Genomic DNA, 21482 nt, shown 5'->3' with positions numbered 1-21482 from the left:
CCTGCCAATCGCGAAAACGTGAAAGCTATGTCACAGCCGGTCACGGCGCCAGCGGGGACTCGGCGCTGAACCTCTCCAGCTCTTCGAGGTGCAGTTCGGTCAGCGCTTGCAGGCACTGCGCGGCCGCCTCGGTGAGCTGCAGCCGGATCATCCGCTGGTCGTCGTTGTCGCGGACCCGGATGACCAAGCCCGCCGCTTCGGCACGCTGGATCAGCTCCCCGGCACTGTGGTGGCGCAACAGCAGGTATTCCGCGACGTCGCCGACCGTCGGCCCCCGCGAGTCGGCATGCCCCCGGATCGCCAACAGCAATTGGTGCTGCGCCGGGGTGAGTCCGGCGGCTTGGGCCTGGTCGGCGCTCCACCGTTCGAAGCGCCGCAGCCGCGTCCGAAAGGTGAGCAGCCGGGTGTAGACGTCGTCAGGCAGGGCCACGCCGGTAACTTTATGCCGACCGACCGGCTCGCGCGCGCCGCTGCCGTTACGGCATGCTCCCGGCGTCGCTCTGCACCAACTGGTCCGGGCAGTAGGTGTGCGCCGCGATCCCGACGAAAATGCTCCCGTGCTCGGTCGTCAGGCCCGGATTGCGGGCCTTGAGCCCGTCGAGCACCTCCGGGCTCGGCTTGCCCTCCTTGATGAGCCCGCACACCATCTTCGCGGTGACGATGGCCTGGTCGGGGCGCTTGTAGGTGATGCCGGCCGCCTGCAGGGCCGCCAGGAAGTCGGTGTCGACATCGGCCGGATCGGCCTGCGCGGGACCGGCCGCCACCAGCATCAGCAGCGCCCCCAGCGGCGCGGCGAGGGCCTTCACCAGCCCCGCCTCGGCGCCCGCGAGCCCATCGGCTGATTCTTCTTCGCGTAGTCGCGGCTGCGGTAGACGATGTAAGGCCGGAACAGGTAACCGATCGGCGCGCTGAACGCGTGCACCAGGCGGGTGAACGGCCACAGCGCGAACAGGGTAAACGCGATCAGCACGTGCACCTGGAAGTAGATCGGGGCCTGCAACATCAGGTCTCCTCGCGGGTCAAGGGTGAAGATCGACCGGAACCAGACCGACACCGTCTGCCGGTAGTCGTGCTCCTCACCGTAGGCGGTGGTGCCCAACAGCGTGCAACACATGCCGGCCACCAGCGCACACCCCAGAACCGCGTACATCAGCTTGTCGTTGACGCTGGTCGCCTTGAACACCGACCGTTCGGTGCGGCGGCGATAGATCAACAACCCGACGCCGACCAGGGTGGCGATACCGGCGGGAAGGCCGAGGATCAACGCCTGCAGGTGATAGACCCGGTCGCTCATTCCCAGCGCGCGGGTCCAGGACTCCGGGACGAACAGTCCCATGATGTGGCCCATGATCACCACGAAGCTGCCGAAGTGAAACATCGGGCTGCCGATGCGCAGCAGCTTGGACTCATACAGCTGCGACGAGCGGGTGGTCCAGCCGAACTTGTCGTACTTGTAGCGCCACCAGGTGGCGACGCCGGCGATCGCCAGCACGAAGTAGGGCACGATGTCCCACCACAGCTCCGCCGTGCTGACGACGGCGACGTCGGTCATCGCGTCGGCACCTTCGGCATGCCCAGCGAAACCACCGCCGAGTACGGCTGCAGCCCAACGGCTTCGGCCGGCGGGCCGGACGACATCAGCTCGCTCACGTTCCGTACCTCCTGATCGGTTGCCGCCGGCAGTGTCTGACAGACCGCGGCGATGGTGTGGGCATACGGTGACCCGGCGTCGGTCAGCGACTTGTGCAGGACGTCGAGCGGAACCCGGTGCGCCAGCAGCAGCCGTCGTCCGGCCTCCGGGTCGACCTGCGCGGCGAACTCCAGCACCACCGGCAGATGATCGGGCGCCTCCCCCGGCGGCGGCTCGGCGCCGGCCTCGCGGTAGGCGGTGGCGAACGCCAGCATCTGCATCCCCCGGTTGCGGGTGTCCCCACCGGTCCAGTAGGTCAGAAACATCGTCGAACGCCGCCGCATGTCGAAGGTTTCGACGTAGTCGACCGCAGCGGCCATCGGGTCCGAGTCGCGCAGCGCGACCACGGTGCGCCGTAACAGCTCCGCCGGTGCCGCATCGGCGTGGGCGAGCAGGGCGTCGACGGTGTCGAGTCGCTGGTGCAGCTGCTCATCGGGGTAGGCCAGCAGCAGCGACGCCGCCTGCCACACCGCCCGCTCGGCGGGCCCGCCTGGCTGCCGTCGCAGCGACCGGAGGAAACGCTTCACTGGTGCTCCGGGAACATCTCGGGAACCGCACGGTCGCCGCCGCCCCAGTTGAGCAGGTTGGTCCGGCCCCGCGGCCGCTGCGCGTGTCCACCGTTCTCCACCATGTGGAACGACGATCCCTCGTCGGCGCCGACGAACGGGTCGTCCTCGTGTCCGTTGGGCCCGCCGGTGATGGAGCACCCCATGTGCTCGAGCTCGTGCGCCTTCTGGCTATAGGCGGTCGGAATCACATATCGCTCTTCGTATTTCGCGATCGCCAACAGCCGGTACATGTTGTACATCTCCTCTTCGGTCATGCCGACCGAGGCGGGGATGTCCGGCTGGGTGTCACGGCCCAGGCTGATGTCGCGCATGTAGGAGCGCATCGCGGCCAGCCGGCGCAGCACGTCTTCGACGACGGCGGTGTCGCCGGCGGTGAACAGCTCGGCGAGGTAGGCCATCGGGATGCGCAGCGCCTCCAGCGCCCCGAAGAGGTTGCCCAGGTCTTCGCCGTCGTGCCCGTCGCGGCTGACGGCGTCGACGACCGGCGACAGCGGCGGGACGTACCAGACCATCGGCATGGTCCGGTATTCCGGGTGCAGCGGCAGCGCCACCTGAAAGGTGTTGATCAGCGCGTAGATCGGCGACCGCTGCGCGGCCTCGATCCAGGTGTCGGAGATCCCCTCGGCGCGCGCGCCGGCGATCACCTCGGGGTCGGTCGGATCCAGGAACACGCCGCGCTGCGCTTCGTAGAGGTCGGTGTCGGACTCCACCGACGCCGCCTCGAGCACCTTGTCGGCGTCATAGAGCACCAGCCCGATGTAGCGCAGCCGGCCCACACAGGTCTCCGAGCAGACCGTCGGCAGCCCGACTTCGATGCGCGGATAACAGAAGTGACACTTCTCGGCCTTGCCGGTCTTGTGGTTGAAGTAGACCTTCTTGTACGGGCAGCCCGACACGCACAGCCGCCAGCCGCGGCAGCGGTCCTGGTCGACCAGCACGATGCCGTCTTCCTCGCGCTTGTAGATCGCGCCGGTCGGGCAGGACGCCACGCACGACGGGTTCAGGCAGTGCTCGCAGATCCGCGGCAGGTAGAACATGAAGGTTTCTTCGAGCTCACTTTTGACCTGGTCACTGACCTTGGCCAGGATCGGGTCGTTGACCAGGTTCTCCGGCGAGCCGGCGAGGTTGTCATCCCAGTTGGGCCCCCACTCGATGTTCATCGGGTCGCCGGTGATCGAACTCCGCGGTGCGGCCACCGGGATGGTGTCCCCCAGCGGCGCCGAGGTGAGGTTCTCGTAGTCGTAGGTCCACGGCTCGTAGTAATCCTTGAGGCCGGGCAGGTTGGGGTTGGCGAAGATGTTCAGCAGTTTGTGGACGCGTCCGCCCGCCAGCAGCCGCAGCCGACCCTTGCGGTCCAGCGTCCAGCCGCCCTTCCAGCGGTCCTGATCTTCGTAGGTGCGCGGATACCCACCGCCGGGGCGGGTTTCGACATTGTTGAACCACACGTACTCGGTGCCCTCGCGGTTGGTCCAGGCCTGTTTGCAGGTCACCGAACAGGTGTGGCAGCCGATACATTTGTCCAGGTTCATCACCATGGCCATCTGAGCCATAACTTTCATCGCTCAGTACCTCACATCCTGGTTGCGGCGGCGGCGCACCACCGTCACCTCGTCGCGCTGGTTGCCGGTCGGGCCCAGGTAGTTGAACGCGAACGCATGCTGGCCGTAGCCACCGGCGAGATGGCTGGGCTTGACCCGGATCCGGGTCAGCGAATTGTGGGTGCCGCCGCGCTTGTTGTTGGTCTCCGAGCGCGGAGTGTCAACGGTGCGCTCTTGGACGTGGTAGACGAACACCACCCCGTCCGGCATCCGCTGGCTCACGATAGCCCGGCCGACGAAGATACCGTTGACGTTGACCGCTTCGATCCAATCATTGTCTTTCACACCGATTTTCGCGGCGTCACCCGGGCTCATCCACATGGTCGGCCCACCCCGCGACAGCGACAGCATGTACAGGTTGTCCTGGTAGGTGGAGTGGAACGACCACTTCGAGTGCGGGGTCAGATACCGCACGCTGATCCCGATGCCGTCGCCGACCTCGCCGAGTTCGGGGGCGTCGAACAGCCGCGCCATGTCCAGCGGCGGGCGATACACCGGCATGTGCTCGCCGAGCTCCTCGATCCAGTCGTGCGCGGTGTAGAAGTGCATCCGTCCGGTCAGGGTGTGGAACGGCTTGAGGCACTCGATGTTGATGGTGAAAGGCGCGTAACGCCGGCCACCGGTCTCACTGCCGGACCATTCCGGGCTGGTGACCACCGGCACCGGACGGGCCTGGGTGTCGGCGTAGGTGATCCGCTTCTCCTCGCTGCCCTCCGACAGGTGCGCCAGCCGCTGGCCGGTGCGCTTCTCCAGCTCACGGAAACCCTCGGTGGCGATCCGGCCGTTGGTGGTGCCCGACAACGCCAGCACGGTGTCGGCCATCCGGGTGGCCGTGGTCAGTGCCGGGCGCCCCTGTCCGGCACCGGACTTCATCACCCCGAACCGGCCGGCCAGGTCCTCGACCTCCTCGTGCGGGAACACGGTGTAGCCCTTGGTGGTCAGCCCCAGGCTCTCGACCAGCGGGCCCAGCGTCTGCCACTTGTCGTGGATCGCTGCGTAATCGCGTTCCACCACGGTGACTTTGGGCATCGTCTTGCCCGGAACCGGCGTCTCGCCGGTGCGCAGCCAATCACGTTCGGTCCCGTCGGGATAGGCCATCGCGTCGGCGGTGTCGTGCAGCATCGCGGTCAGCACCACGTCATTGCGCACGCCCAGGTGTTCTTTGGCCAGCCCGCTGAAGGTCCGGGCGATCGCGCCGAACGCGTCGTAATCGCTGCGGGTCTCCCACGGCGGGTCGATCGCCGCGCTGAACGAGTGCACGTAGGGGTGCATGTCGGTCGAGGACAGGTCGGCCTTCTCATACCAGGTCGCCGCCGGCAGCACGACGTCCGACATCAGCGTGGTCGAGGTCATCCGGAAGTCGATCGACATCAGCAGGTCGAGCTTGCCTTCGGGAATGTCGTTGTCGCATCGGACATGCTGCGGCTTCACACCGTCGGACGGCGGTTCGCCCAGCACGCTGGCGTCGGTACCCAACAGGTGCTTGAGGAAGTACTCCCCGCCCTTGCCGGAGGCGCCGATCAGGTTGGCCCGCCACACCGTAAGCACCCGCGGCCAGTTCACCGGGTTGTCCGGATCGGTCACCGACAGCTTCAGCTCACCGGCGGCGAGCTGCTCGGCGACGTACTCTCCGGCGTCGCGGCCGGCGGCCTCAGCCTCGTCGGCCACCTGCAGGCTGGACTTGTCGAACTGCGGGTAGAACGGGCTCCAGCCCATGGCGGTGGCCGAGGCCAGGATGTCCATGGTGTGCTTGCCGTCGAACCGGCCGCGGCCGACCGGGGTGGTCAGCTTGTCCGCACCGTAGCCGTCGTAGCGCCACTGGTCGGTGTGGGCATACCAGTAGGAGGTGCCGGGCACCTGGCGCGGCGGCCGCGACCAGTCGTTGCCCGCGGCCATGGTCTGCCAGCCGGTGAGCGGCCGCACCTTCTCCTGGCCGACATAGTGCGCCCAGCCGCCGCCGTTGCGGCCCATCGACCCGGTCAGCATCAGCAGCGCCAGCACCGCCCGGTAGGTGGCGTCGCCGTGGAACCACTGGCAGATCCCGCTGCCCATGATGATCATCGACCGCCCGCCGGATTCTTCTGCATTGCGGGCGAATTCGCGTGCGATCCGGATCGCCTGGGCGGCCGAGACCCCGGTGATCGGCTCCTGCCAGGCCGGGGTGTTGACCTGGGTGCCGTCGTCGTATCCTCCTGGCCATTCGCCCGGCAGCCCGGGCCGGCCCACCGAGTAGTTGGCCAGCATCAGGTCGAAGACGGTGCAGACCAGGTGGTCGCCGACCTGACGGACCGGTACTCCGCGCTCGACGACGGTGCCGTGGCCGTCCACGGTGTCGAAGCCGGGCAGCGACACCAACGCAGCGCGCCGGTGCCCGTTGTGGGCGCTCGGGTCCAGCACGGTCAACGCCGGTCGCACCTCGCCGAGGTCGAGGTTCCACTTGCCGATTCCCTCGTCACCCCAGCGGAAGCCCAGCGAACCGTTCGGCACGACGACGCTGTCGGTCACCTCGTCGAGCAGGGCCGGTTTGAACGCGGAATTCTCCGATTCCGCTGCCGCCCCGCCCAAGTCGGCGGCGGTCAGGTTCTTGCCGGGCACCAGCCGGCCGTCGCGCTCCTCCAACTTGATCAGGAACGGCAGGTCGGTGTAGCGGCGCACGTAGTCGGTGAAGAACGGCACCTCCTGCTTGACGTAGCACTCGGAGAGGATGACGTGGCCCATCGACATCGCCAGCGCGCCGTCGGTGCCGGCAGCGCACGGCATCCACTCGTCGGCGAACTTGGTGTTGTCGGCGTAGTCGGGGCTGACGCTGACCACCTTGGTGCCGCGGTAGCGCACCTCGGCCATCCAGTGCGCGTCGGGGGTGCGGGTGATCGGGACGTTGGAGCCCCACATCATCAGGTAGGCCGCATCCCACCAGTCGCCGGATTCCGGCACGTCGGTCTGGTCGCCGAACACCTGCGGGGAGGCGACCGGCAGGTCGGCGTACCAGTCGTAGAACGACGTCATCACCCCGCCGAGCATCTGGATGAACCGGGACCCGGCGGCGAACGACACCATCGACATCGCCGGGATCGGCGAGAACCCGGCCACCCGGTCCGGGCCGTAGGTCTTGATGGTGTGCACGTGGGCGGCCGCGATCATCTCAGTGGCTTCGGCCCAGGTCACTCGCACCAGCCCGCCCATTCCGCGGGCCTGCTGGTAGCGCCGGCGGCGTTCCGGGTCGGCCTGGATGTCGGCCCAGGCCAGCACCGGATCGCCCAGGCGGGCCTTGGCCTCCCGGAACATCTGCACCAGGGGTCCGCGGGCGTAGGGGTAGCGGATCCGGGTCGGCGAGTAGGAGTACCAGGAGAAGGAGGCGCCGCGCGGACAGCCGCGGGGCTCGTACTCGGGCCGATCCGGCCCCACCGAGGGGTAGTCGGTCGCCTGGTTCTCCCAGGTGATGATGCCGTCCTTGACGAAGATCTTCCACGAGCACGAGCCGGTGCAGTTGACCCCGTGGGTGGAACGGACCACCTTGTCGTGGCTCCAGCGGTCCCGGTAGAAGATGTCGGCCTCGCGGCCGCCGCGACGGGTCACGGTGCGCAGGTCGGCGGAGACCTCGCCCGGCGTGAAGAATCGGCCGCTGCGTTCCAGCAGTTCTTCAAGCGGTCCGCCGATACGGGGGGTGGGCGGCTTGGCGAGTGTCATCGGGTACTCCTTAGCGGGTCGCCGCACTCGATCGGTTCAAGTGGCAGGACGGGGCCGCGACACACACCGTCTCAGGACAAAACCCCAGCGTAGTGGGATATATCGCCTAGCGACCGAATTCTTCGGCAGAATTAACAGAGCTGTTTCACCTACAGTGCCCGAGCCAGGTCGGGGAGCCAAGCTCTATCGGCAGGTACCCAGTCAACATCAGGCAACTCCACAGCGGTCACCCAGCGAAGCGCCTGGTGGTCGTCGGGGCGGGGCTCACCGCGCGCCAGGCTGACCAGGTAGGCGCGCAATGTCATGCCGTTGGCCAGCACCACGTCGGCGCCGAGGCGTTCGCCCACCGTGATCGCCGCGGCCTCCAGGCCCAGCTCTTCGGCGAGCTCACGGGCCAACGCAGCCGGTTCGCTCTCGCCGGGCATGACCTTGCCGCCGGGCAGCTCCCAGCGCCCGGCCAGCTCCGGCGGCCGGCGACGCTGCGCGATCAACACCGCAGACCCGACGATCACGGCACCGGCCACGACGATCTGGGTGGGCATGGCGTGTGAGGCTATACCGTCCTACCGTCGGGTATGGCTTTGTTAACCGATGACCAGGTGGATGCCGCACTACCCGACCTCGACGGCTGGGAGCGGGCCGACGGTGCGCTGCGCCGCTCGGTCAAGTTCGACTCGTTTCTGGCCGGCATCGAGGCGGTACGGCGGGTCGCCGAACGCGCCGAGGCGGCCGATCACCACCCCGATATCGACATCCGCTGGCGGACCGTGACGTTTGCACTGGTGACGCACTCCGAGGGCGGCATCACCGACAAGGACGTGACGATGGCGGGCGAGATCAACCGGATTCTGGCGAGCTGACACGGGTGGTGGCCATCCAGGCGAGGGTGGCCAGCACGCCGACGATGTAGACCAGCCCGGCCCACGCCAGATACCACGGCCGGCCGTCCTGCCAGATGGTCGGCTGCGCGAAACTGAGCAGCCACGGCACCCCGATCAGGGTCACCGCCAGCCAGCCCCAGCCCAGCACCCGCGCGCCCCGGCGATCCGAGCACGGGCCTTGCAGCAGCCAGATCATCAGCGGCAACAGCCACACCCAGTGATGGGTCCAGGAGATCGGCGAAGCCAACAGCCCGAACAGCTCGACCACCAGCAGCAGGCCGAGCGGATCGGGCCGGGCGGGGTTGCTGTCCAGCGCGCGCCAGGCCTGCACCGCCAGCACCGCGGTGACGGCGATCGCGATCAGGACCACCGGGCCGTAGCCCGCGTCGTGGCCGAGGATCCGGGAGATTCCACCGCGCCAGGACTGGTTGAACGACGTTCCGATCGGCCCCACCCGGTGGGCATCGCCGAGCAACTCGGTGAAGTAGCGGCGGGTCTGGTCACCGGTGGCCCACACCGACACCGCGACGGTCCCGGCGAAGACCACCGCCGAGAACACCGCGGCGGCCCAGCGCCGCGCGCCGGCCAGGTAGACCCCGGCGATCGCCGGTGTCAGCTTGACCCCGGCGGCCAGTCCGACGCACAGACCCGATACCCACCACCGGCTGCTGTAGACCGCGTAGAGCACCGCCAGCACCAGAATCACGTTGACCTGGCCGTAATCGAAAGTACTGCGCAACGGTTCGGTCCAGATCCCGACCGCCGTCCACAGCATCGCGACCCGCCGGCCCGCGGTGGCCGACTCACCGAGTAGTCGCTGGCACAGCCGCACCACGCCGTACACCGCAGCCATCGTCCCGATCTGCCACACGAAGGCGACCAATCCGAACGGCAGAAAATGCAGCGGGTAGAACACCACCGCGGCGAACGGCGGATAGGTGAACGGCAGCGGGAAGTCCGGCGTCTGGTCGGCGTAAACGTAGTCATACAGTTCGCCGGGCTGGCCCAGCGCGGCCGCGCCGCTGATGTAGACGTGCAGGTCGACGAAGTTGGCGCCGTGCGGGGTGAGGTAGGTCCACGCGATTCGCGCCACGATGCTGACCGCCAGCAGCAGCGGGGCCGCGGCGGTCAATCGGTTCGCCCAGGAACGCGCGGCGGGGGGATCGAGGGTGGTGTCTACCGCCACGACTTTATCGAACAGCGGTCCGATCACCGTCGCGGCTCGGGTCCGTAACAGTCCCATAAATGACACTGGTGTCACTTGAGCCTCACCAGCAACACGCTAGCGTCAAATTTCGTAGAAGCCACCGCCGAGGAATTGGGGAACCCATGTCGCGCTTCCGGACACTGTTCAACACGACCGCCACCGCGACCGTCGCGGTCGGCTCCTCAGCCGCGCTGCTCTTCGGCGGACTCCCCGGCTTCGGCGCGATAGCCGCCGCCGACCCGGCGGTCCCGGCCCTGCCGCTGCCGGCCGCAGGGTTTCCCGGCCTTCCCGCGATCGAACAGCTGAGCCCGGTGATCCAGCAGGCCGCCGCCGACCCGGCCGGGGCGTCCCAGTTGCTGATGGCCGCGGCCGCGGCGTTCGCCGGGAACTCCTCGGCCCCCGCCGGGTCCCGGCAGGTGGCCGACTCGGTGGCGCAGTTCGTGCAGTCGCCGCCCGAAGCGCCGGCCACGCTGCCGGGCCAGCACGTGCCGACGGCCGGATCAGCGCCGGGCCTGGTGGCCCACCTGCCCAGCGGCGTCGACCCCGCCAAGTCGGTGGGACCGGTTCCCCAGGCCGCACCGAGCGCACCGGAAGCCGTCCCGGGTCCCGCCGAAGCGATTCCCGCACCCCCGGAAAGCGCAGCGGCCGCCGCCGGCGCTGTCACGGCACCGCCTGCCGAAGCCGTCCCAGCCGATGCTGCCGCACCCGAGGCGACACCGGCCGCCGCCAACCCGGGATTCGGTCCGGACGCGCCGCCGACCCAGGACTTCATGTACCCGTCCATCGGCCAGAACTGCCTGGCCGACGGCGGCAACGTCATCGCGACCGCGCTGTCAGTGGCCGGCCCGGCCACCATTCCGACCCCGGGCCCCAAGGCCGGCCAGACCGCTTACGTGTTCACCGCCGTCGGCACGCCCGGCCCCGCCGAGACCCAGAAGCTGCCGTTGAACGTCACCTGGGTGAACCTGACCACCGGCAAGTCCGGCAGTGCCACCTTGCAACCGCGTTCAGACATCAACGCCGAGGGGCCGACGACGCTGACCGCGATCGTCGACACCGGCTCGGGCAGCATCATGTCGACGATCTTCGGGCAGGTCAGCACCAAGGATCACCAGTGCAACTTCCTGCCCACCATCGGCTCGACGGTGGTGCCCTGAGCCGTCAGTAGGCCATGAACAAGATGGCGTCCCGGTCGTAGCTCATCCCGGGGTGCGCATCGGCGAGGTGCTTCTGGGCCAGGTCGACCAGGTCGTCCTCGTCCTTGCCGACAATCGCCTCGCCACACGGGCAGTTCAGGTGGGTCTTCATTGCCGCCGCCTTTCGTTTGCGCTCTCAGCTGTCCCGGGCTTGCTTTGCAGCCTGCTTCTGGGCCTTCTTGGTGGACCGCACCTGTTGCAACGACGCCTCGTCGACGACGTCGGCGATCGACAGATGAGTACCGTCCTCACCGTAAGCTCCCGCGGCGGCCCGCCAACCCGGCGGGGTCACGCCATACTGTTTGCCGAGCAGCGCCAGGAAGATCCGCGCCTTCTGCTCGCCGAAGCCGGGCAACGCCTTGAGCCGTTTGAGCACCTCGGCCCCATCGGGCTCACCGGCCGTCCACAGCGCGGTGGTGTCGCCGCCGTACTGATCGATGACCGCGCGAGCCAGGGCTTGGATCCGGCCCGCCATTGATCCCGGAAAGCGGTGCACCGCAGGCTTTTCCGCACACAGTGCGGCGAACTGTTCGGGGTCGCGGCCGGCGATGTCGTGCGGGTCCAGCCCACCCATCCGCTCGGCGATCTTCTTCGGCCCGGCGAACGCGACCTCCATCGGGACCTGCTGGTCGAGCAGCATGCCGACCAGCAGCGCGAACGGGTCGGCGCCCAACAACGCATCGGCGTCGGTGTCACCCACCAGCTGCAGTTTCGGCACGCCGTCAGTGTAGAACGAACCCGATTCCGCGGTGCGTGCGTCTGTGTCGGTGGATTGTGGAACGGTATTAACGACAACCGACGTGCAGGAGGCAGCCATGAGCCGTGTAGTGACAGCTCTCGTCGGAGCGATGGTTACCGCGCTCGCCTTAGCCGCCACGGCCGGTGCGATACCCGAGCAGGGCACCCCCGAGTTCGACACCTACATGCAGGGCCTGGAACGCAACGGGTTCAACCTGAATCCCGACACCGCGTGGCGCGTCGCCCACCAAGCGTGTGAAGGCGGTCTTCCGGGCCTTATCGGGTGGGAACTCACCGCGCAGGGAGTCATCGGCCCCGGAGCGGGCCAGCGCCTGATGGATGTGGCCCGCCAGTACGCCTGTCCCGTGCAGTAACTACCCGCTCTTACGGCGGAACTCCCGGCGGCTCTCCAGCGGGCCGTGCGACCGCGATTGCTTGGCGCCGGCGTCCTTGTGCTCAGAACCCCCCGCCGATTTCGCGTTCTTGCGCTCCAGCGCCTCGCGGAACTTGCGCTTGTTCTCGGCTGCGGCGGAATCTGTTTCGGGCATGCCCGGAGCCTAGCCGTCGCCGCGGAGCGGTGTTGGCGAACCGACGTCAGCGCATGCCCGGCGGCATGCCGTACAGGTGGGTGATCGGCAGCGTCAACAGCACGCGACGATCGGTGACCATCGCCTGGCGGTACTCGTCCCAGTCCGGATGCTCCCCGGCGATGTTGCGGTACAGCGCAACGAGCGCCTCGACGGTGTCGTCCCCGGGAGCGGCGGCGGGCGGCGTCAAGTGAGCGTCGCCCTCGGCGACGGCATAAGACCACCCGTCGTCGGAACTGACCAGAACCGACGCCCGCGCATCGCGGCGCAGGTTGCGGGTCTTGGCCCGCGGTTCGGTGACCGACACCTGCACCGTCACGGCGCGCGGGTCGAAGTGATACTGCACGTTCGACAGTTGGGGGCGTCCATCGCGTTTGATGGTGGCAAGAACGCCGAGCGAGTTTCCGCTGATCACGGCCAGCAACTTGTCGTCGAACACCTGGCGTCCCATCCTCGAAGCGTACCGATTGATGCAGGGGCGCGCCGTCGTTACGATCGCGCAGATGGCGGGGTACGCGGCGTTTCTGCGCGGAGTGAACGTCGGCGGAGTCAACCTCAAGATGGCCGACGTCGCCGCCGCACTGACCCGAGCCGGATTCGCCGGGGTCCGCACCGTACTCGCCAGCGGCAACGTGCTGCTCGAATCGCCGAACGATACCCAGGCGGTGCGCGCCACCGCCGAGGCCGCGCTGCAGGAGCGTTTCGGCTACCCGGCCCGGGTGCTGGTCTACGACGTCGAGGCGGTGCGCGCGATCGTCGCGGCCTTTCCGTTCGAACCGGAAGTGCCCGGCGCGCACTCCTATGTCACGTTCGTCACCGACCCGGCGGTGCTGGCCGAATTGTCAGCGCCGGCCCGGCGCGGCCCGGACGAGAAGATCGCGCCCGGCGACCGGGTGATCTACTGGCAGATCCCCAAGGGCAACACGTTGGGCGGCACGATGGGCAAGACCATGGGCCACAAGCGCTACGCGTCGTCGACGACCACCCGCAATCTGCGCACCCTGCGAAAGATGCTGCGCTGAGACGCCACCGGTAAAGTCGCTCAGGTGAGCCAGGCACAGAATGTTTCCCTGACCGGCGTCTCCGAGACCGCGCTGCTGACACTGAACGCCCGGGCGACCGAGGCCCGCCGTCCCGACCGCATCATCAACGATCCGATGGCGGTGCGGTTGGCGGATTCGATCGACTTCGACTTCGCGAAATTCGGATCGACGCGCCAAGACATCGCGGTACGCGCGCTGGGCATCGACACCGAGGCCCAGCGCTTCCTTCGGCAACACCCGACGGGCACCGTGGTGGCCCTGGCCGAAGGCTTGCAGACCAGCTTCTGGCGGCTCAGCGAAGCGGTACCGGATCCGCAATTCCGGTGGCTGACCGTGGATCTGCCCCCGATCATCGAGATCCGGCAGCGACTGCTGCCGAAGGAGTCGCGGGTGTCGGTGTGCTCGCAGTCCGCATTGGACTACAGCTGGATGGACCAGGTCGACAGTTCCGACGATGTGTTCATCACCGCCGAGGGCCTGCTGATGTACCTGCAGCCCGAACAGTCGCTGGGGCTCATCGCCGAGTGCGCGCGCCGCTTTCCGGGGGGCCGGATGATCTTCGACCTGCCGCCGTCCTGGATCGGCTGGCTGATCCGCCACGGCGTGCCGACATCGCTGCGCTACCGGGCGCCCTCGATGCCGTTCACACTGTCTGCTGCCGACACCGCCAAACTGGTGCACACCGTGCCGGGCATCCGGGCAGTCCACGACCTGCAGCTGCCGCGGGGCCGCGGGTGGTTGTTCAACACGGTGCTGCCGAACGCTTACCGACTGCGGTCGCTGGCCGACGCGCGCCCGTCGCTGACCATGCTGGAATTCGGCTGAGCACCACTCGTCCCGGCGTTGCCGAACGCCGCGTCGAGATAGCGCAGCGCGTCGGCCTTGTCCAGGCCTACTGCGCGGGTCGCGGCGACGAAGGCACTCGCGGCCGCTGTCATGGCCGCTTCCGCCGGATCGCTGCTCGCCACGAATGTGCCGAAGCGGCCGCGGGTTTCGACGACACCGGCCGCCTCCAGTTCCCGGTAGGCCCGGGCGACCGTGTTGGCCGCCAGACCGAGCTGCCCGGCCAGCTCGCGCACGGTCGGCAGTCTGGTTCCCGCCGGTAGCACTCCTTGCCGCACCGCATCGATCAACTGAATCCTGACCTGCTCGAACAACGGCCCGTCCGGCTGCGCGTCGATCCGCAGCAGCTTGGTGAAGTTCATTCGCCCAGTATCCAGCTATGTTGGTGGCGTGCAGGTGGCGGTGTTCAGCGGTGCGGGGATCTCGGCGGAGAGCGGGGTGCCCACTTTTCGTGATGACGAGAAGGGGCTGTGGTCGCAGTACGACCCCTACGAGGTGTCCAGCATCGACGGCTGGAACCGTCAGCCGGAACTGGTCTGGGCCTGGTACCTGTGGCGCTGCCAGCTGGCCCGCCACGTCCAACCGAACCTCGGCCATCGTGCGGTCGCCGACTGGGAGCAGCACGCCGAGGTCCACGTCATCACCCAGAACGTCGACAATCTGCACGAGCGCGGCGGCAGTTCCACCGTCCACCATCTGCACGGCCGGATGTTCACGTTCCGTTGCGGGGATTGCGATCAGCCGCAGTACCCGGAGGTGCCGGTGATGACCGAGCCGGTGCTCGAAGTGGCGCCGCCGGTGTGCGAGTGCGGCGGATTGGTCCGCCCGGATGTCGTCTGGTTCGGCGAGGACCTGCCCGCGGGTCCGTGGAACGCCGCGGTCGAGGCCATCGACAACGCTGACGCGCTGATCGTGGTGGGCACCTCCGGCGTGGTCTATCCGGCGGCGGGCCTGCCCGAGCGGGCATTGGACCTAGGCAAGGTCGTCATCGAGGTCAACCCCGAGCCGACCCCGCTGTCGGAGCGGGCCACGACGTATCTGCGCACCACCGCGTCGGCGGCACTACCGGGAATGGTGCAGCGGCTGCCCTTCCTGCTGGGGCAGCGCTAACCCGACTCCGGGCCGGTCGGCGTCAGCGCGGCTCAGGCCGGCCGGCTGGCGCAGCCCAGCGCGAACTCCGAGACCGGCACCGGCGCCCACGCCGGGAACTGGTGCCCGCGCCGTGAGGTGGCGACGGTGAAGCCCGCGGCGGTGATCATCGCCTCGGTGTCGCGATGGGTATGACAATTGCCGAACAGCCTCGGCCAGATGGTGGCGTCGGCCAGTCGCTGCAGCCCGCCGCGCGCTCCCCTGCTGGCGACGTGCTCGAAGTAGCGCAGCTCGCCGCCGGGCTTGAGCAACGTGTACAGCTGGCGCAGCACCTGCTCAGGTTGATCCACCGAACACAGCACCAGCGAGCAAACAATCGCGTCGAACGGTTCGCCGGCGTCCAAGGCCTCGACGGTGCTCGCCACTACCGTCACCGGCACCGGTGCGGCGGCAGCGACCTCCCGGGCGGCCTCGCGCAATCGCGACTCCGGCTCGGGGGCCACCACCTCGGTCACGGTGTCGGGGTAGAAGCCGAAGTTGCTCCCGGTGCCGGCACCGACTTCCAGCACCCGCCCGGACAGCCCTTCAAGGTTTTCCCGGCGCCGGTCTCGCAGCCAGTCGGTCTCGCGGCTGGACATGAACGTCCAGATTCGAGCGAACAGCGGGTTGTCCAGAGTCACCGGTGATGCCATGCCGCCACCTTAGCGGTGATCGCGAGGGCGGCGGAGCCGGGCGAAGCGGGACACCGCCACCGGGGTTCCTACCGGTCGATGTGACATCCATCACACCGCGAGTCAGGCAATCGGGCCCGTCTCAGCCGAAAAGTCTGGCAAACGCTACTCGTCAGTAGGATTGCCACCATTTCCCGAATCGTGACTCAAAGATCCCTTAATAGTGACCCATACGCTCAGTGTCATGTGGATCGACGACTCAAGTGCCGACGTGATCAAGGTTGACTTCGAGGCTCTCTACCACGGCGACCTTCTGGTCGAGGGCGACACCTCGGAGCAGCTCGAAGACTGGCGCCCGCTCGCCAGCTGACTGATCGGCGCCGCGTAGCCGGCGCCGTTCACTAGCGCGCCCCTCCGCGTCGGCGGCCGCCCGCATCCGGGCCGACCGCAATCCCTCAGTCATCCTTTTCCTGAAATCGGGGCCGGGCCGCTGCATGCCCTCGCAGCAACCCCGGTCACGACATCGCCGAGCGTGCGTTATCGAACGGTCAGGCGGCGGGCCCGACCGCTATGGCGATCAGGCGACGTTCTCCTCGTCGTCGGCCTCGATCATGCCGACCAGCCGATCGGAGATCAGCTCCTCGGCCTCGGCCACGATCCGCGACACCAACTCACCGCAGGTCGGGATGTCGTTGATCAGCCCCATCGCGGTGCCCACCGACCAGATGCCGGCCTCGACGTCGCCGTCGTCGAAGACCTTGCGGCCTCGCACGCCGGCCACCAACTCCTGCACGTCGGGGAACTGGCCACCCTTGTTGAGGATGTCGACGACCTCACGCGAGACGGTGTTGGACGCCACCCGCGCGGTGTTGCGCAGCGGCCGGAAGATCAGCTCGGTGCCGCGCTCGTCGCCGGCGACGATGGCTTCCTTGACGTTCTGGTGGATGCAGGACTCGACGGTGCACATGAACCGCGAGCCCATGTTGATGCCGTCGGCACCCAGCGCCAAGGCGGCGACCAGACCGCGGGCGTCGGCGAAGCCGCCGGAGGCGATCATCGGGATCTCGATCTGAGCAGCGGCGGCCGGGATCAGCACCAGGCCCGGGATGTCGTCCTCACCGGGATGCCCGGCGCACTCGAAGCCGTCGATGCTGATGCCGTCGACACCGAGGCTCTGCGCCTTGACCGCGTGGCGCACCGAGGTGCATTTGTGCAGCACCTTGATGCCGTTGTCGTGAAACATCGGCAGGTGCGGCGCCGGGTTGGATCCGGCGGTCTCGACGATCTTGATGCCGGCGTCGACGATCACCTGGCGGTACTCGTCATAGGGCGGCGGGTTGATCGCCGGCAGGATGGTCAGGTTCACCCCGAACGGCTTGTCGGTCAGATCCCGGGTCTTGGCGATCTCGTTGGCCAAGTCCGCCGGGGTGGGCTGGGTGAGCGCGGTGAGAAAACCCAGGGCGCCCGCGTTCGCGACCGCCGCAACAAGTTCCGCGCGGCCCACCCACTGCATGCCGCCTTGGGCGATGGGGTGCTCGACCCCGAACACTTCGGTGAACTTCGTGGTCAGTGACATGTGAACTCCTCGTTCTGTTTGACGTTCTTCGCTCAAGCGCTCAGCGCGGGGCCATTCGGATCGCCCCGTCGAGTCGGATCACCTCGCCGTTGAGCATGGGGTTGCTGATGATGTGCTCGGCCAACGCGCCGTACTCATCGGGGTCACCGAGCCGGGACGGGTGCGGCACCTGCCCACCCAGCGACTTCTGCGCCTCATCGGGCAGCGAACCCAGCAGCGGCGTCTTGAACAGGCCGGGCGCGATGGTGCAGACCCGGATCAGCTCGCGGGACAGGTCCCGCGCGATCGGCAGTGTCATACCGACCACCCCGCCCTTGGACGCCGAGTAGGCGGCCTGGCCGATCTGGCCCTCGAACGCGGCCACCGACGCGGTGTTGATGATGACGCCGCGTTCTGGGCTCGTTTCGGGCCCGATGGTCTCCGTCTTGGCAATCCGTTCGGCGGCCAGCCGCAGCACGTTGAAGGTGCCGATCAGGTTGACTTGAACGACCTTGGTGAACTCATCCAGTGGGAACGCGCCGTTCTTGCTCACCGTCTTGATCGCGTTGCCGATGCCCGCGCAGTTGACGTTGATCCGCAGCGGGCCCAGCGACTCGGCGACGTCAAGGGCCGCGGTGACCGCCTCGGGGTCGGTGACGTTGGCCTCGGCGAACCGGGCCCGGTCACCGAGTTCGGCGACCGCGTCGGCGCCCCGCAGGTCGATCACCACCACCTGCGCACCCGCGTCGAGCAGGCGTTTCGTCGTCGCCAAGCCCAGCCCGGAAGCGCCTCCGGTGACTACCGCCACCGCATCCTTGATCTGCACAGGAATCCCTCTCGTGAACCAACCACCTAGTTGGTCGGGACTATACCCAGTCCCCCAGGATGGTGTCGTTGTCGGCCCCCAGTGCCGCCGGCGGCGTCGGGACATCCGGCACGCTGCGGGAGAACCGCGGCGCCGGCATCGGCTGCAGATAACCGTCGACGTCGTAGAAGGTGTCGCGCTCGGCGATGTGCGAGTCGGCCAACACCTCGCCGAACGCCAGCACCGGCGCCACACAGGCATCGGAGGTGGCGAACACTTTCGCCCAGTGGTCCCGGTCGTGCGCGGCGAACGCCTTGGTGAACACCTCGCGCAGTTCCGGCCAGCGGCTGGTGTCGTTCTGCGCGGGCAACTCGGCCGGGTCCAGCCCCAGCTTGGCCAGCAGTTCGGCGAAGAACTGCGGTTCGATGGCGCCCACCGACATGTAGCGGCCGTCGGAGCACTCGTAGGTGTCGTAGTAGGGGGCGCCGGTGTCGAGCATGTTGACACCGCGCTCGTCGCTCCAGAGGCCTTGCGCGCGGAAGCTCCACATCATCGCCCCGAGCATGCTCGAGCCGTCGACCATCGCCGCGTCGATCACCTGCCCCGTGCCGGAGGTCTGGCGCTCCCACAGCGCCGACAAGATCCCAACCAACAAGAACATCGATCCGCCGCCGAAGTCGCCGGCCAGGTTCAGTGGCGGCACCGGGCGCTCGCCCTTGCGGCCGATCGAGTGCAGCGTCCCGTTGAGCGAGATGTAGTTGATGTCGTGACCGGCCTGCAGGGCGCGGGGACCGGTCTGCCCCCAGCCGGTCATCCGGCCGTAGATCAGCTTGTCGTTGACCTTCGCGCAGTCCTCCGGGCCCAGTCCGAGCCGCTCGGTGACGCCCGGACGGAAGCCCTCGATCAGCACGTCGGCCTTGGCGACCAGCTTGAGCACCAGGTCGCGGCCCTCCGGTGACTTCAGGTCGGCGGTCACCGAACGCCGGTTGCGCAGCATGGTGTCCTTCGACGCCTCGGCGCCGAATTTGGGCGGCCGCTCGACGCGCACCACCTCGGCTCCCAGATCACCGAGGATCATGGCCGCGTGCGGTCCCGGCCCGATCCCCGCCAGTTCGATGACCCGCAAGCCCGCCAGTGGTCCCGCCATAACCGCCTCCTCGTCGTCTGCGCCTGTGATGTGCATCCTAAGGTGACACCCATGACGACTATCGACTCCGGCATCGACACCCTGGCACCGGTGGAGGGGTTGTCGGTGACCCTGGCCGACGGCGTGCTGTCGGTGACCATCGACCGCCCCGACAGCCTCAACTCGGTGACCACCGGCGTTCTGGCCGGAATCGCCGACGCCATGGAGGGCGCCGCCCGCGACCCGCGGGTGCGGGCCGTGCGGCTCGGCGGTGCCGGACGTGGCTTCTGCTCGGGCGCCGGGATCAGCGCCGAGGATGCCACCGACGGGGTGCCGACGGAGATCATCGTCGAGGCCAACCGCGCGATCCGGGCGATCGTGGCGCTGCCGCGGCCGGTGGTGGCCGTGGTGCAAGGTCCGGCCGCCGGCATCGGGGTGTCGCTGGCCCTGGCCTGCGACCTGGTGCTGGCCTCCGACAAAGCGTTTTTCCTGTTGGCGTTCACCAAGATCGGGCTGATGCCCGACGGCGGCGCTTCGGCTCTGGTCGCCGCGGCGGTCGGCCGGATCCGGGCGATGCGGCTGGCGTTGTTGGCCGAACGGCTGTCGGCCGCCGACGCCCTCGATTGGGGGCTGATCAGCGCGGTCTACCCGGCCGAGGATTTCGACGCCGAGGTCGACAAGGCCATGGCCGGGCTGCTGGCCGGGCCGGCGGCGGCATTCGCCAAGACCAAACACGCCATCAACACCGCGACGCTCAGCGAGCTCGACGCGACGCTGGACCGCGAGTACGTCGGCCAGTCGATCCTGTTGAACGCCCACGACTTCCGGGAAGGCACCCGCGCGTTTCAGGACCGGCGCACGCCGAAGTTCACCGACTCCTGACCTGGCGAACGTGCGCCATGGGGCGCCGCTACATCCCGAAGATCGACGGCAGTGCCAGCACCATCACCAGGCCCCACACCAGATGCGTGAGCACCGGCGCCAACACCCCGCCGGTTGCGCGGCGCTCGATGGCGCAGACCGTGCCGAGCACCAGCGCCGCGATCCCGATCATCAGGTTGCCGGCGGCCATCATCGCCGCAATGTAGAGCAGCGTCGAGAAGACCAGCGGGTAGCGGCGGCCGAACGCGCTGAAAAGCGCACCGCGGAAGAACATCTCCTCGGCGATCGCGTTGACGATGGCGATCAGCACCACCAGCCGCCAGGACACGTGGGTGGTGTAGTCCAGGATCGCGAGCACCTGGTCGGCCAGCGGCGGAATCTGCTGCACCACCAGCCCGCCCAGCAGGAACACCCCGCCGAGCACCAGGCCGACGCCGGTGCCGGTGAACACCGGCCGCTCGTTGCGGCCCCGGAACCGCACCGCGCCCAGGTGCAGCGGACCGGCCACCACCGCCCCCACCGACCAGATCACGGCCAACGCCAGCGACAGTTGGTAGAACGCCGCGTCACCGGGGTTCTTGGTGTGCATGAACGCCAGCACCGCGGCGCCGAGCAGCACCACCACCGCGACGACGACACGGCGGCGCTGCACGACGGCCCGTGACTCGTGGTACGGCGCCGAGACCTTGGACAAGATGTTGGTGAACTCGCGCAGCAGGCCGGGCCGGGCCGAACTGGTCTGGGTCATGCCCTAGAACGTAGCGGCCCAACACCGTTCGGTGGCCTGATTGCGTCAGTTCGCCCGGTGGACTTCGATCAGCCGCCGATAGGCCGCGGCGTTGTGCCGGTTGTTGCGGATCTCGGCCTCGCTGAGCTCCCGCCGCACCCGCCCCGGCACCCCCGACACCAGCGACCGCGGCGGCACCACGGTGCCCTGCGGGATGACCGCGCCGGCCGCGATCAGGGAGCCCGCACCCACCACGGCGCCGTTGAGGATGATGGCTCCCATCCCGATCAGCGAGTCGTCCTCGACGGTGCAGCCGTGCAGCACCGCGTTGTGTCCGACGCTGACGCGGGCCCCGACCCGGGCCGGGAACTCCTTGTCGACGTGGATGGTCACCCCGTCCTGGATGTTGGTGTCGACGCCGATCTCGATCGGCTCCACCTCGGCGCGCAGCGTGGCCGAGTACCAGACGCTGGCTCGGGCGGCCAGGCTGACCAGGCCGATGAGGCTGGCGTTGGGCGCCACCCACGACTCCGGGTGAAGCTGCGGGGCGTGCCCGCGAATCGGGATGATCAGCGGCTCGGCCACCGG

26 protein-coding genes and 1 pseudogene are annotated in these 21482 nt (G+C 68.3%); 8 read left to right on the top strand and 19 right to left on the bottom strand.

Annotated features, from left to right (window positions below; translation table 11 throughout):
- Positions 1–40: 40 nt before the first annotated feature.
- The 7 genes from AWC24_RS20625 to AWC24_RS20595 all read right to left on the bottom strand — a co-directional run bounded on the left by AWC24_RS20625 (position 41) and on the right by AWC24_RS20595 (position 8086).
- Complete coding sequence (locus AWC24_RS20625) at positions 41–430, bottom strand: MarR family winged helix-turn-helix transcriptional regulator (protein WP_085088844.1); 390 nt, start codon at positions 428–430, stop codon at positions 41–43.
- 46 nt (positions 431–476) lie between these two features.
- Complete coding sequence (locus AWC24_RS20620) at positions 477–806, bottom strand: DUF732 domain-containing protein (RefSeq protein ID WP_085088842.1); 330 nt, start codon at positions 804–806, stop codon at positions 477–479.
- Positions 803–1552, bottom strand: a complete 750-nt coding sequence (gene narI / locus AWC24_RS20615; protein WP_085088840.1) for a respiratory nitrate reductase subunit gamma — start codon at positions 1550–1552, stop codon at positions 803–805. Before narI ends, AWC24_RS20620 begins: the two co-directional genes overlap by 4 nt.
- Positions 1549–2217, bottom strand: coding sequence for a nitrate reductase molybdenum cofactor assembly chaperone (gene narJ / locus AWC24_RS20610; RefSeq protein WP_085088838.1), 669 nt, complete (start codon positions 2215–2217; stop codon positions 1549–1551). The genes narI and narJ overlap by 4 nt, the downstream gene beginning before the upstream one ends.
- A complete protein-coding gene (gene narH, locus AWC24_RS20605; protein WP_085088836.1) occupies positions 2214–3818 on the bottom strand; it encodes a nitrate reductase subunit beta in 1605 nt (534 codons plus the stop codon). Before narH ends, narJ begins: the two co-directional genes overlap by 4 nt.
- Positions 3819–3821: 3 nt before the next feature.
- Entirely contained in the window at positions 3822–7544 is a 3723-nt protein-coding gene (locus tag AWC24_RS20600) for a nitrate reductase subunit alpha (protein ID WP_085088835.1), read from the bottom strand.
- Positions 7545–7693: 149 nt separating this feature from the next.
- Positions 7694–8086 (bottom strand): (deoxy)nucleoside triphosphate pyrophosphohydrolase, encoded by a 393-nt coding sequence (locus AWC24_RS20595; RefSeq protein WP_085088833.1) that lies wholly within the window; start codon positions 8084–8086, stop codon positions 7694–7696.
- Positions 8087–8119: 33 nt separating this feature from the next.
- Here AWC24_RS20595 and AWC24_RS20590 point away from each other — a divergent pair, with 33 nt between their 5' ends.
- Positions 8120–8404, top strand: coding sequence for a 4a-hydroxytetrahydrobiopterin dehydratase (locus AWC24_RS20590; RefSeq protein WP_085088830.1), 285 nt, complete (start codon positions 8120–8122; stop codon positions 8402–8404).
- Here the strand turns inward: AWC24_RS20590 and AWC24_RS20585 are convergent.
- Positions 8382–9668, bottom strand: a complete 1287-nt coding sequence (locus AWC24_RS20585) for a mannosyltransferase (RefSeq protein ID WP_085088827.1) — start codon at positions 9666–9668, stop codon at positions 8382–8384. The genes AWC24_RS20590 and AWC24_RS20585 overlap by 23 nt on opposite strands.
- A gap of 86 nt (positions 9669–9754) precedes the next feature.
- Here AWC24_RS20585 and AWC24_RS20580 point away from each other — a divergent pair, with 86 nt between their 5' ends.
- Positions 9755–10789, top strand: a complete 1035-nt coding sequence (locus tag AWC24_RS20580) for an Rv1157c family protein (protein WP_085088825.1) — start codon at positions 9755–9757, stop codon at positions 10787–10789.
- A gap of 4 nt (positions 10790–10793) precedes the next feature.
- Here the strand turns inward: AWC24_RS20580 and AWC24_RS20575 are convergent, their stop codons facing one another.
- Together AWC24_RS20575 and AWC24_RS20570 are read right to left on the bottom strand one after the other, a co-directional pair.
- Positions 10794–10940 carry a hypothetical protein gene (locus AWC24_RS20575; protein ID WP_013828086.1) on the bottom strand — a complete coding sequence of 49 codons (147 nt, stop codon included), beginning with the start codon at positions 10938–10940 and terminating at the stop codon, positions 10794–10796.
- Between the two features lie 24 nt (positions 10941–10964).
- Entirely contained in the window at positions 10965–11546 is a 582-nt protein-coding gene (locus AWC24_RS20570; RefSeq protein ID WP_085089135.1) for an HhH-GPD-type base excision DNA repair protein, read from the bottom strand.
- Positions 11547–11643: 97 nt separating this feature from the next.
- Between AWC24_RS20570 and AWC24_RS20565 the strand changes: the two genes are divergently transcribed.
- Positions 11644–11940, top strand: coding sequence for a DUF732 domain-containing protein (locus AWC24_RS20565; RefSeq protein WP_085089133.1), 297 nt, complete (start codon positions 11644–11646; stop codon positions 11938–11940).
- Here the strand turns inward: AWC24_RS20565 and AWC24_RS22000 are convergent, their stop codons facing one another.
- Together AWC24_RS22000 and AWC24_RS20560 are read right to left on the bottom strand one after the other, a co-directional pair.
- The gene (locus tag AWC24_RS22000; protein WP_109560582.1) at positions 11941–12114 is read right to left on the bottom strand and encodes a DUF5302 domain-containing protein; all 174 of its coding nucleotides are present in this window, start codon (positions 12112–12114) and stop codon (positions 11941–11943) included.
- Between the two features lie 46 nt (positions 12115–12160).
- Positions 12161–12604: a PPOX class F420-dependent oxidoreductase gene (locus AWC24_RS20560; protein WP_085088822.1), complete on the bottom strand. Its 444-nt coding sequence runs from the start codon at positions 12602–12604 to the stop codon at positions 12161–12163.
- Between the two features lie 52 nt (positions 12605–12656).
- Here AWC24_RS20560 and AWC24_RS20555 point away from each other — a divergent pair, with 52 nt between their 5' ends.
- Both AWC24_RS20555 and AWC24_RS20550 read left to right on the top strand, forming a co-directional pair.
- Positions 12657–13175, top strand: a complete 519-nt coding sequence (locus AWC24_RS20555) for a DUF1697 domain-containing protein (RefSeq protein ID WP_085089131.1) — start codon at positions 12657–12659, stop codon at positions 13173–13175.
- 24 nt (positions 13176–13199) lie between these two features.
- Positions 13200–14021, top strand: coding sequence for a class I SAM-dependent methyltransferase (locus AWC24_RS20550; protein WP_085088820.1), 822 nt, complete (start codon positions 13200–13202; stop codon positions 14019–14021).
- Between the two features lie 20 nt (positions 14022–14041).
- On the opposite strand, the pseudogene AWC24_RS20545 reads toward AWC24_RS20550, so the two are convergent.
- A pseudogene (locus tag AWC24_RS20545) lies at positions 14042–14401 on the bottom strand (Rv1152 family transcriptional regulator); the annotation flags it as partial.
- Between the two features lie 28 nt (positions 14402–14429).
- On the opposite strand from AWC24_RS20545, the gene AWC24_RS20540 reads away from it, so the two are divergent.
- On the top strand, positions 14430–15149 hold the full coding sequence (locus AWC24_RS20540) for an NAD-dependent deacylase (RefSeq protein ID WP_083038382.1): 720 nt from the start codon (positions 14430–14432) through the stop codon (positions 15147–15149).
- A gap of 32 nt (positions 15150–15181) precedes the next feature.
- On the opposite strand, the gene AWC24_RS20535 is transcribed toward AWC24_RS20540, so the two are convergent.
- On the bottom strand, positions 15182–15820 hold the full coding sequence (locus AWC24_RS20535) for a class I SAM-dependent methyltransferase (RefSeq protein WP_085088814.1): 639 nt from the start codon (positions 15818–15820) through the stop codon (positions 15182–15184).
- 223 nt (positions 15821–16043) lie between these two features.
- Here AWC24_RS20535 and AWC24_RS23395 point away from each other — a divergent pair, with 223 nt between their 5' ends.
- Entirely contained in the window at positions 16044–16169 is a 126-nt protein-coding gene (locus tag AWC24_RS23395) for a hypothetical protein (RefSeq protein ID WP_272937721.1), read from the top strand.
- A 207-nt stretch (positions 16170–16376) separates the two neighbouring features.
- Here AWC24_RS23395 and AWC24_RS20530 read toward each other — a convergent pair whose 3' ends face one another.
- Genes AWC24_RS20530 through AWC24_RS20520 form a run of 3 tightly spaced genes read right to left on the bottom strand, consistent with a single transcriptional unit; the run spans position 16377 to position 19306 of the window.
- Complete coding sequence (locus AWC24_RS20530) at positions 16377–17375, bottom strand: NAD(P)H-dependent flavin oxidoreductase (protein ID WP_085088811.1); 999 nt, start codon at positions 17373–17375, stop codon at positions 16377–16379.
- A 40-nt stretch (positions 17376–17415) separates the two neighbouring features.
- The gene (locus AWC24_RS20525; protein ID WP_085088808.1) at positions 17416–18180 is read right to left on the bottom strand and encodes a 3-hydroxyacyl-CoA dehydrogenase; all 765 of its coding nucleotides are present in this window, start codon (positions 18178–18180) and stop codon (positions 17416–17418) included.
- Between the two features lie 40 nt (positions 18181–18220).
- Positions 18221–19306 carry a CaiB/BaiF CoA transferase family protein gene (locus tag AWC24_RS20520; RefSeq protein ID WP_085089129.1) on the bottom strand — a complete coding sequence of 362 codons (1086 nt, stop codon included), beginning with the start codon at positions 19304–19306 and terminating at the stop codon, positions 18221–18223.
- Positions 19307–19357: 51 nt separating this feature from the next.
- Here AWC24_RS20520 and AWC24_RS20515 point away from each other — a divergent pair, with 51 nt between their 5' ends.
- Positions 19358–20167 carry an enoyl-CoA hydratase gene (locus AWC24_RS20515; RefSeq protein WP_085088806.1) on the top strand — a complete coding sequence of 270 codons (810 nt, stop codon included), beginning with the start codon at positions 19358–19360 and terminating at the stop codon, positions 20165–20167.
- 28 nt (positions 20168–20195) lie between these two features.
- Here AWC24_RS20515 and AWC24_RS20510 read toward each other — a convergent pair whose 3' ends face one another.
- Both AWC24_RS20510 and AWC24_RS20505 read right to left on the bottom strand, forming a co-directional pair.
- Positions 20196–20915: a CPBP family intramembrane glutamic endopeptidase gene (locus AWC24_RS20510; RefSeq protein ID WP_085088804.1), complete on the bottom strand. Its 720-nt coding sequence runs from the start codon at positions 20913–20915 to the stop codon at positions 20196–20198.
- 45 nt (positions 20916–20960) lie between these two features.
- The gene (locus AWC24_RS20505; protein WP_085088801.1) at positions 20961–21479 is read right to left on the bottom strand and encodes a gamma carbonic anhydrase family protein; all 519 of its coding nucleotides are present in this window, start codon (positions 21477–21479) and stop codon (positions 20961–20963) included.
- Between the last annotated feature and the right edge of the window lie 3 nt (positions 21480–21482).

The organism is Mycolicibacter senuensis (genome assembly GCF_002101885.1).
In the GTDB taxonomy this organism is placed as follows: domain Bacteria; phylum Actinomycetota; class Actinomycetes; order Mycobacteriales; family Mycobacteriaceae; genus Mycobacterium; species Mycobacterium senuense.
This window is presented reverse-complemented; position numbering and strand designations above follow the sequence as displayed.

Coding starts and splice junctions, on each gene's coding strand:
- narI (WP_085088840.1), bottom strand. CDS start 1,552: ATGACCGACGTCGCCGTCGTCAGCACGGCGGAGCTGTGGTGGGACATC.
- narH (WP_085088836.1), bottom strand. CDS start 3,818: ATGAAAGTTATGGCTCAGATGGCCATGGTGATGAACCTGGACAAATGT.
- AWC24_RS20600 (WP_085088835.1), bottom strand. CDS start 7,544: ATGACACTCGCCAAGCCGCCCACCCCCCGTATCGGCGGACCGCTTGAA.
- AWC24_RS20595 (WP_085088833.1), bottom strand. CDS start 8,086: ATGCCCACCCAGATCGTCGTGGCCGGTGCCGTGATCGTCGGGTCTGCG.
- AWC24_RS20590 (WP_085088830.1), top strand. CDS start 8,120: ATGGCTTTGTTAACCGATGACCAGGTGGATGCCGCACTACCCGACCTC.
- AWC24_RS20585 (WP_085088827.1), bottom strand. CDS start 9,668: ATGGGACTGTTACGGACCCGAGCCGCGACGGTGATCGGACCGCTGTTC.
- AWC24_RS20580 (WP_085088825.1), top strand. CDS start 9,755: ATGTCGCGCTTCCGGACACTGTTCAACACGACCGCCACCGCGACCGTC.
- AWC24_RS20575 (WP_013828086.1), bottom strand. CDS start 10,940: ATGAAGACCCACCTGAACTGCCCGTGTGGCGAGGCGATTGTCGGCAAG.
- AWC24_RS20565 (WP_085089133.1), top strand. CDS start 11,644: ATGAGCCGTGTAGTGACAGCTCTCGTCGGAGCGATGGTTACCGCGCTC.
- AWC24_RS22000 (WP_109560582.1), bottom strand. CDS start 12,114: ATGCCCGAAACAGATTCCGCCGCAGCCGAGAACAAGCGCAAGTTCCGC.
- AWC24_RS20560 (WP_085088822.1), bottom strand. CDS start 12,604: ATGGGACGCCAGGTGTTCGACGACAAGTTGCTGGCCGTGATCAGCGGA.
- AWC24_RS20555 (WP_085089131.1), top strand. CDS start 12,657: ATGGCGGGGTACGCGGCGTTTCTGCGCGGAGTGAACGTCGGCGGAGTC.
- AWC24_RS20535 (WP_085088814.1), bottom strand. CDS start 15,820: ATGGCATCACCGGTGACTCTGGACAACCCGCTGTTCGCTCGAATCTGG.
- AWC24_RS23395 (WP_272937721.1), top strand. CDS start 16,044: ATGTGGATCGACGACTCAAGTGCCGACGTGATCAAGGTTGACTTCGAG.
- AWC24_RS20530 (WP_085088811.1), bottom strand. CDS start 17,375: ATGTCACTGACCACGAAGTTCACCGAAGTGTTCGGGGTCGAGCACCCC.
- AWC24_RS20520 (WP_085089129.1), bottom strand. CDS start 19,306: ATGGCGGGACCACTGGCGGGCTTGCGGGTCATCGAACTGGCGGGGATC.
- AWC24_RS20515 (WP_085088806.1), top strand. CDS start 19,358: ATGACGACTATCGACTCCGGCATCGACACCCTGGCACCGGTGGAGGGG.
- AWC24_RS20510 (WP_085088804.1), bottom strand. CDS start 20,915: ATGACCCAGACCAGTTCGGCCCGGCCCGGCCTGCTGCGCGAGTTCACC.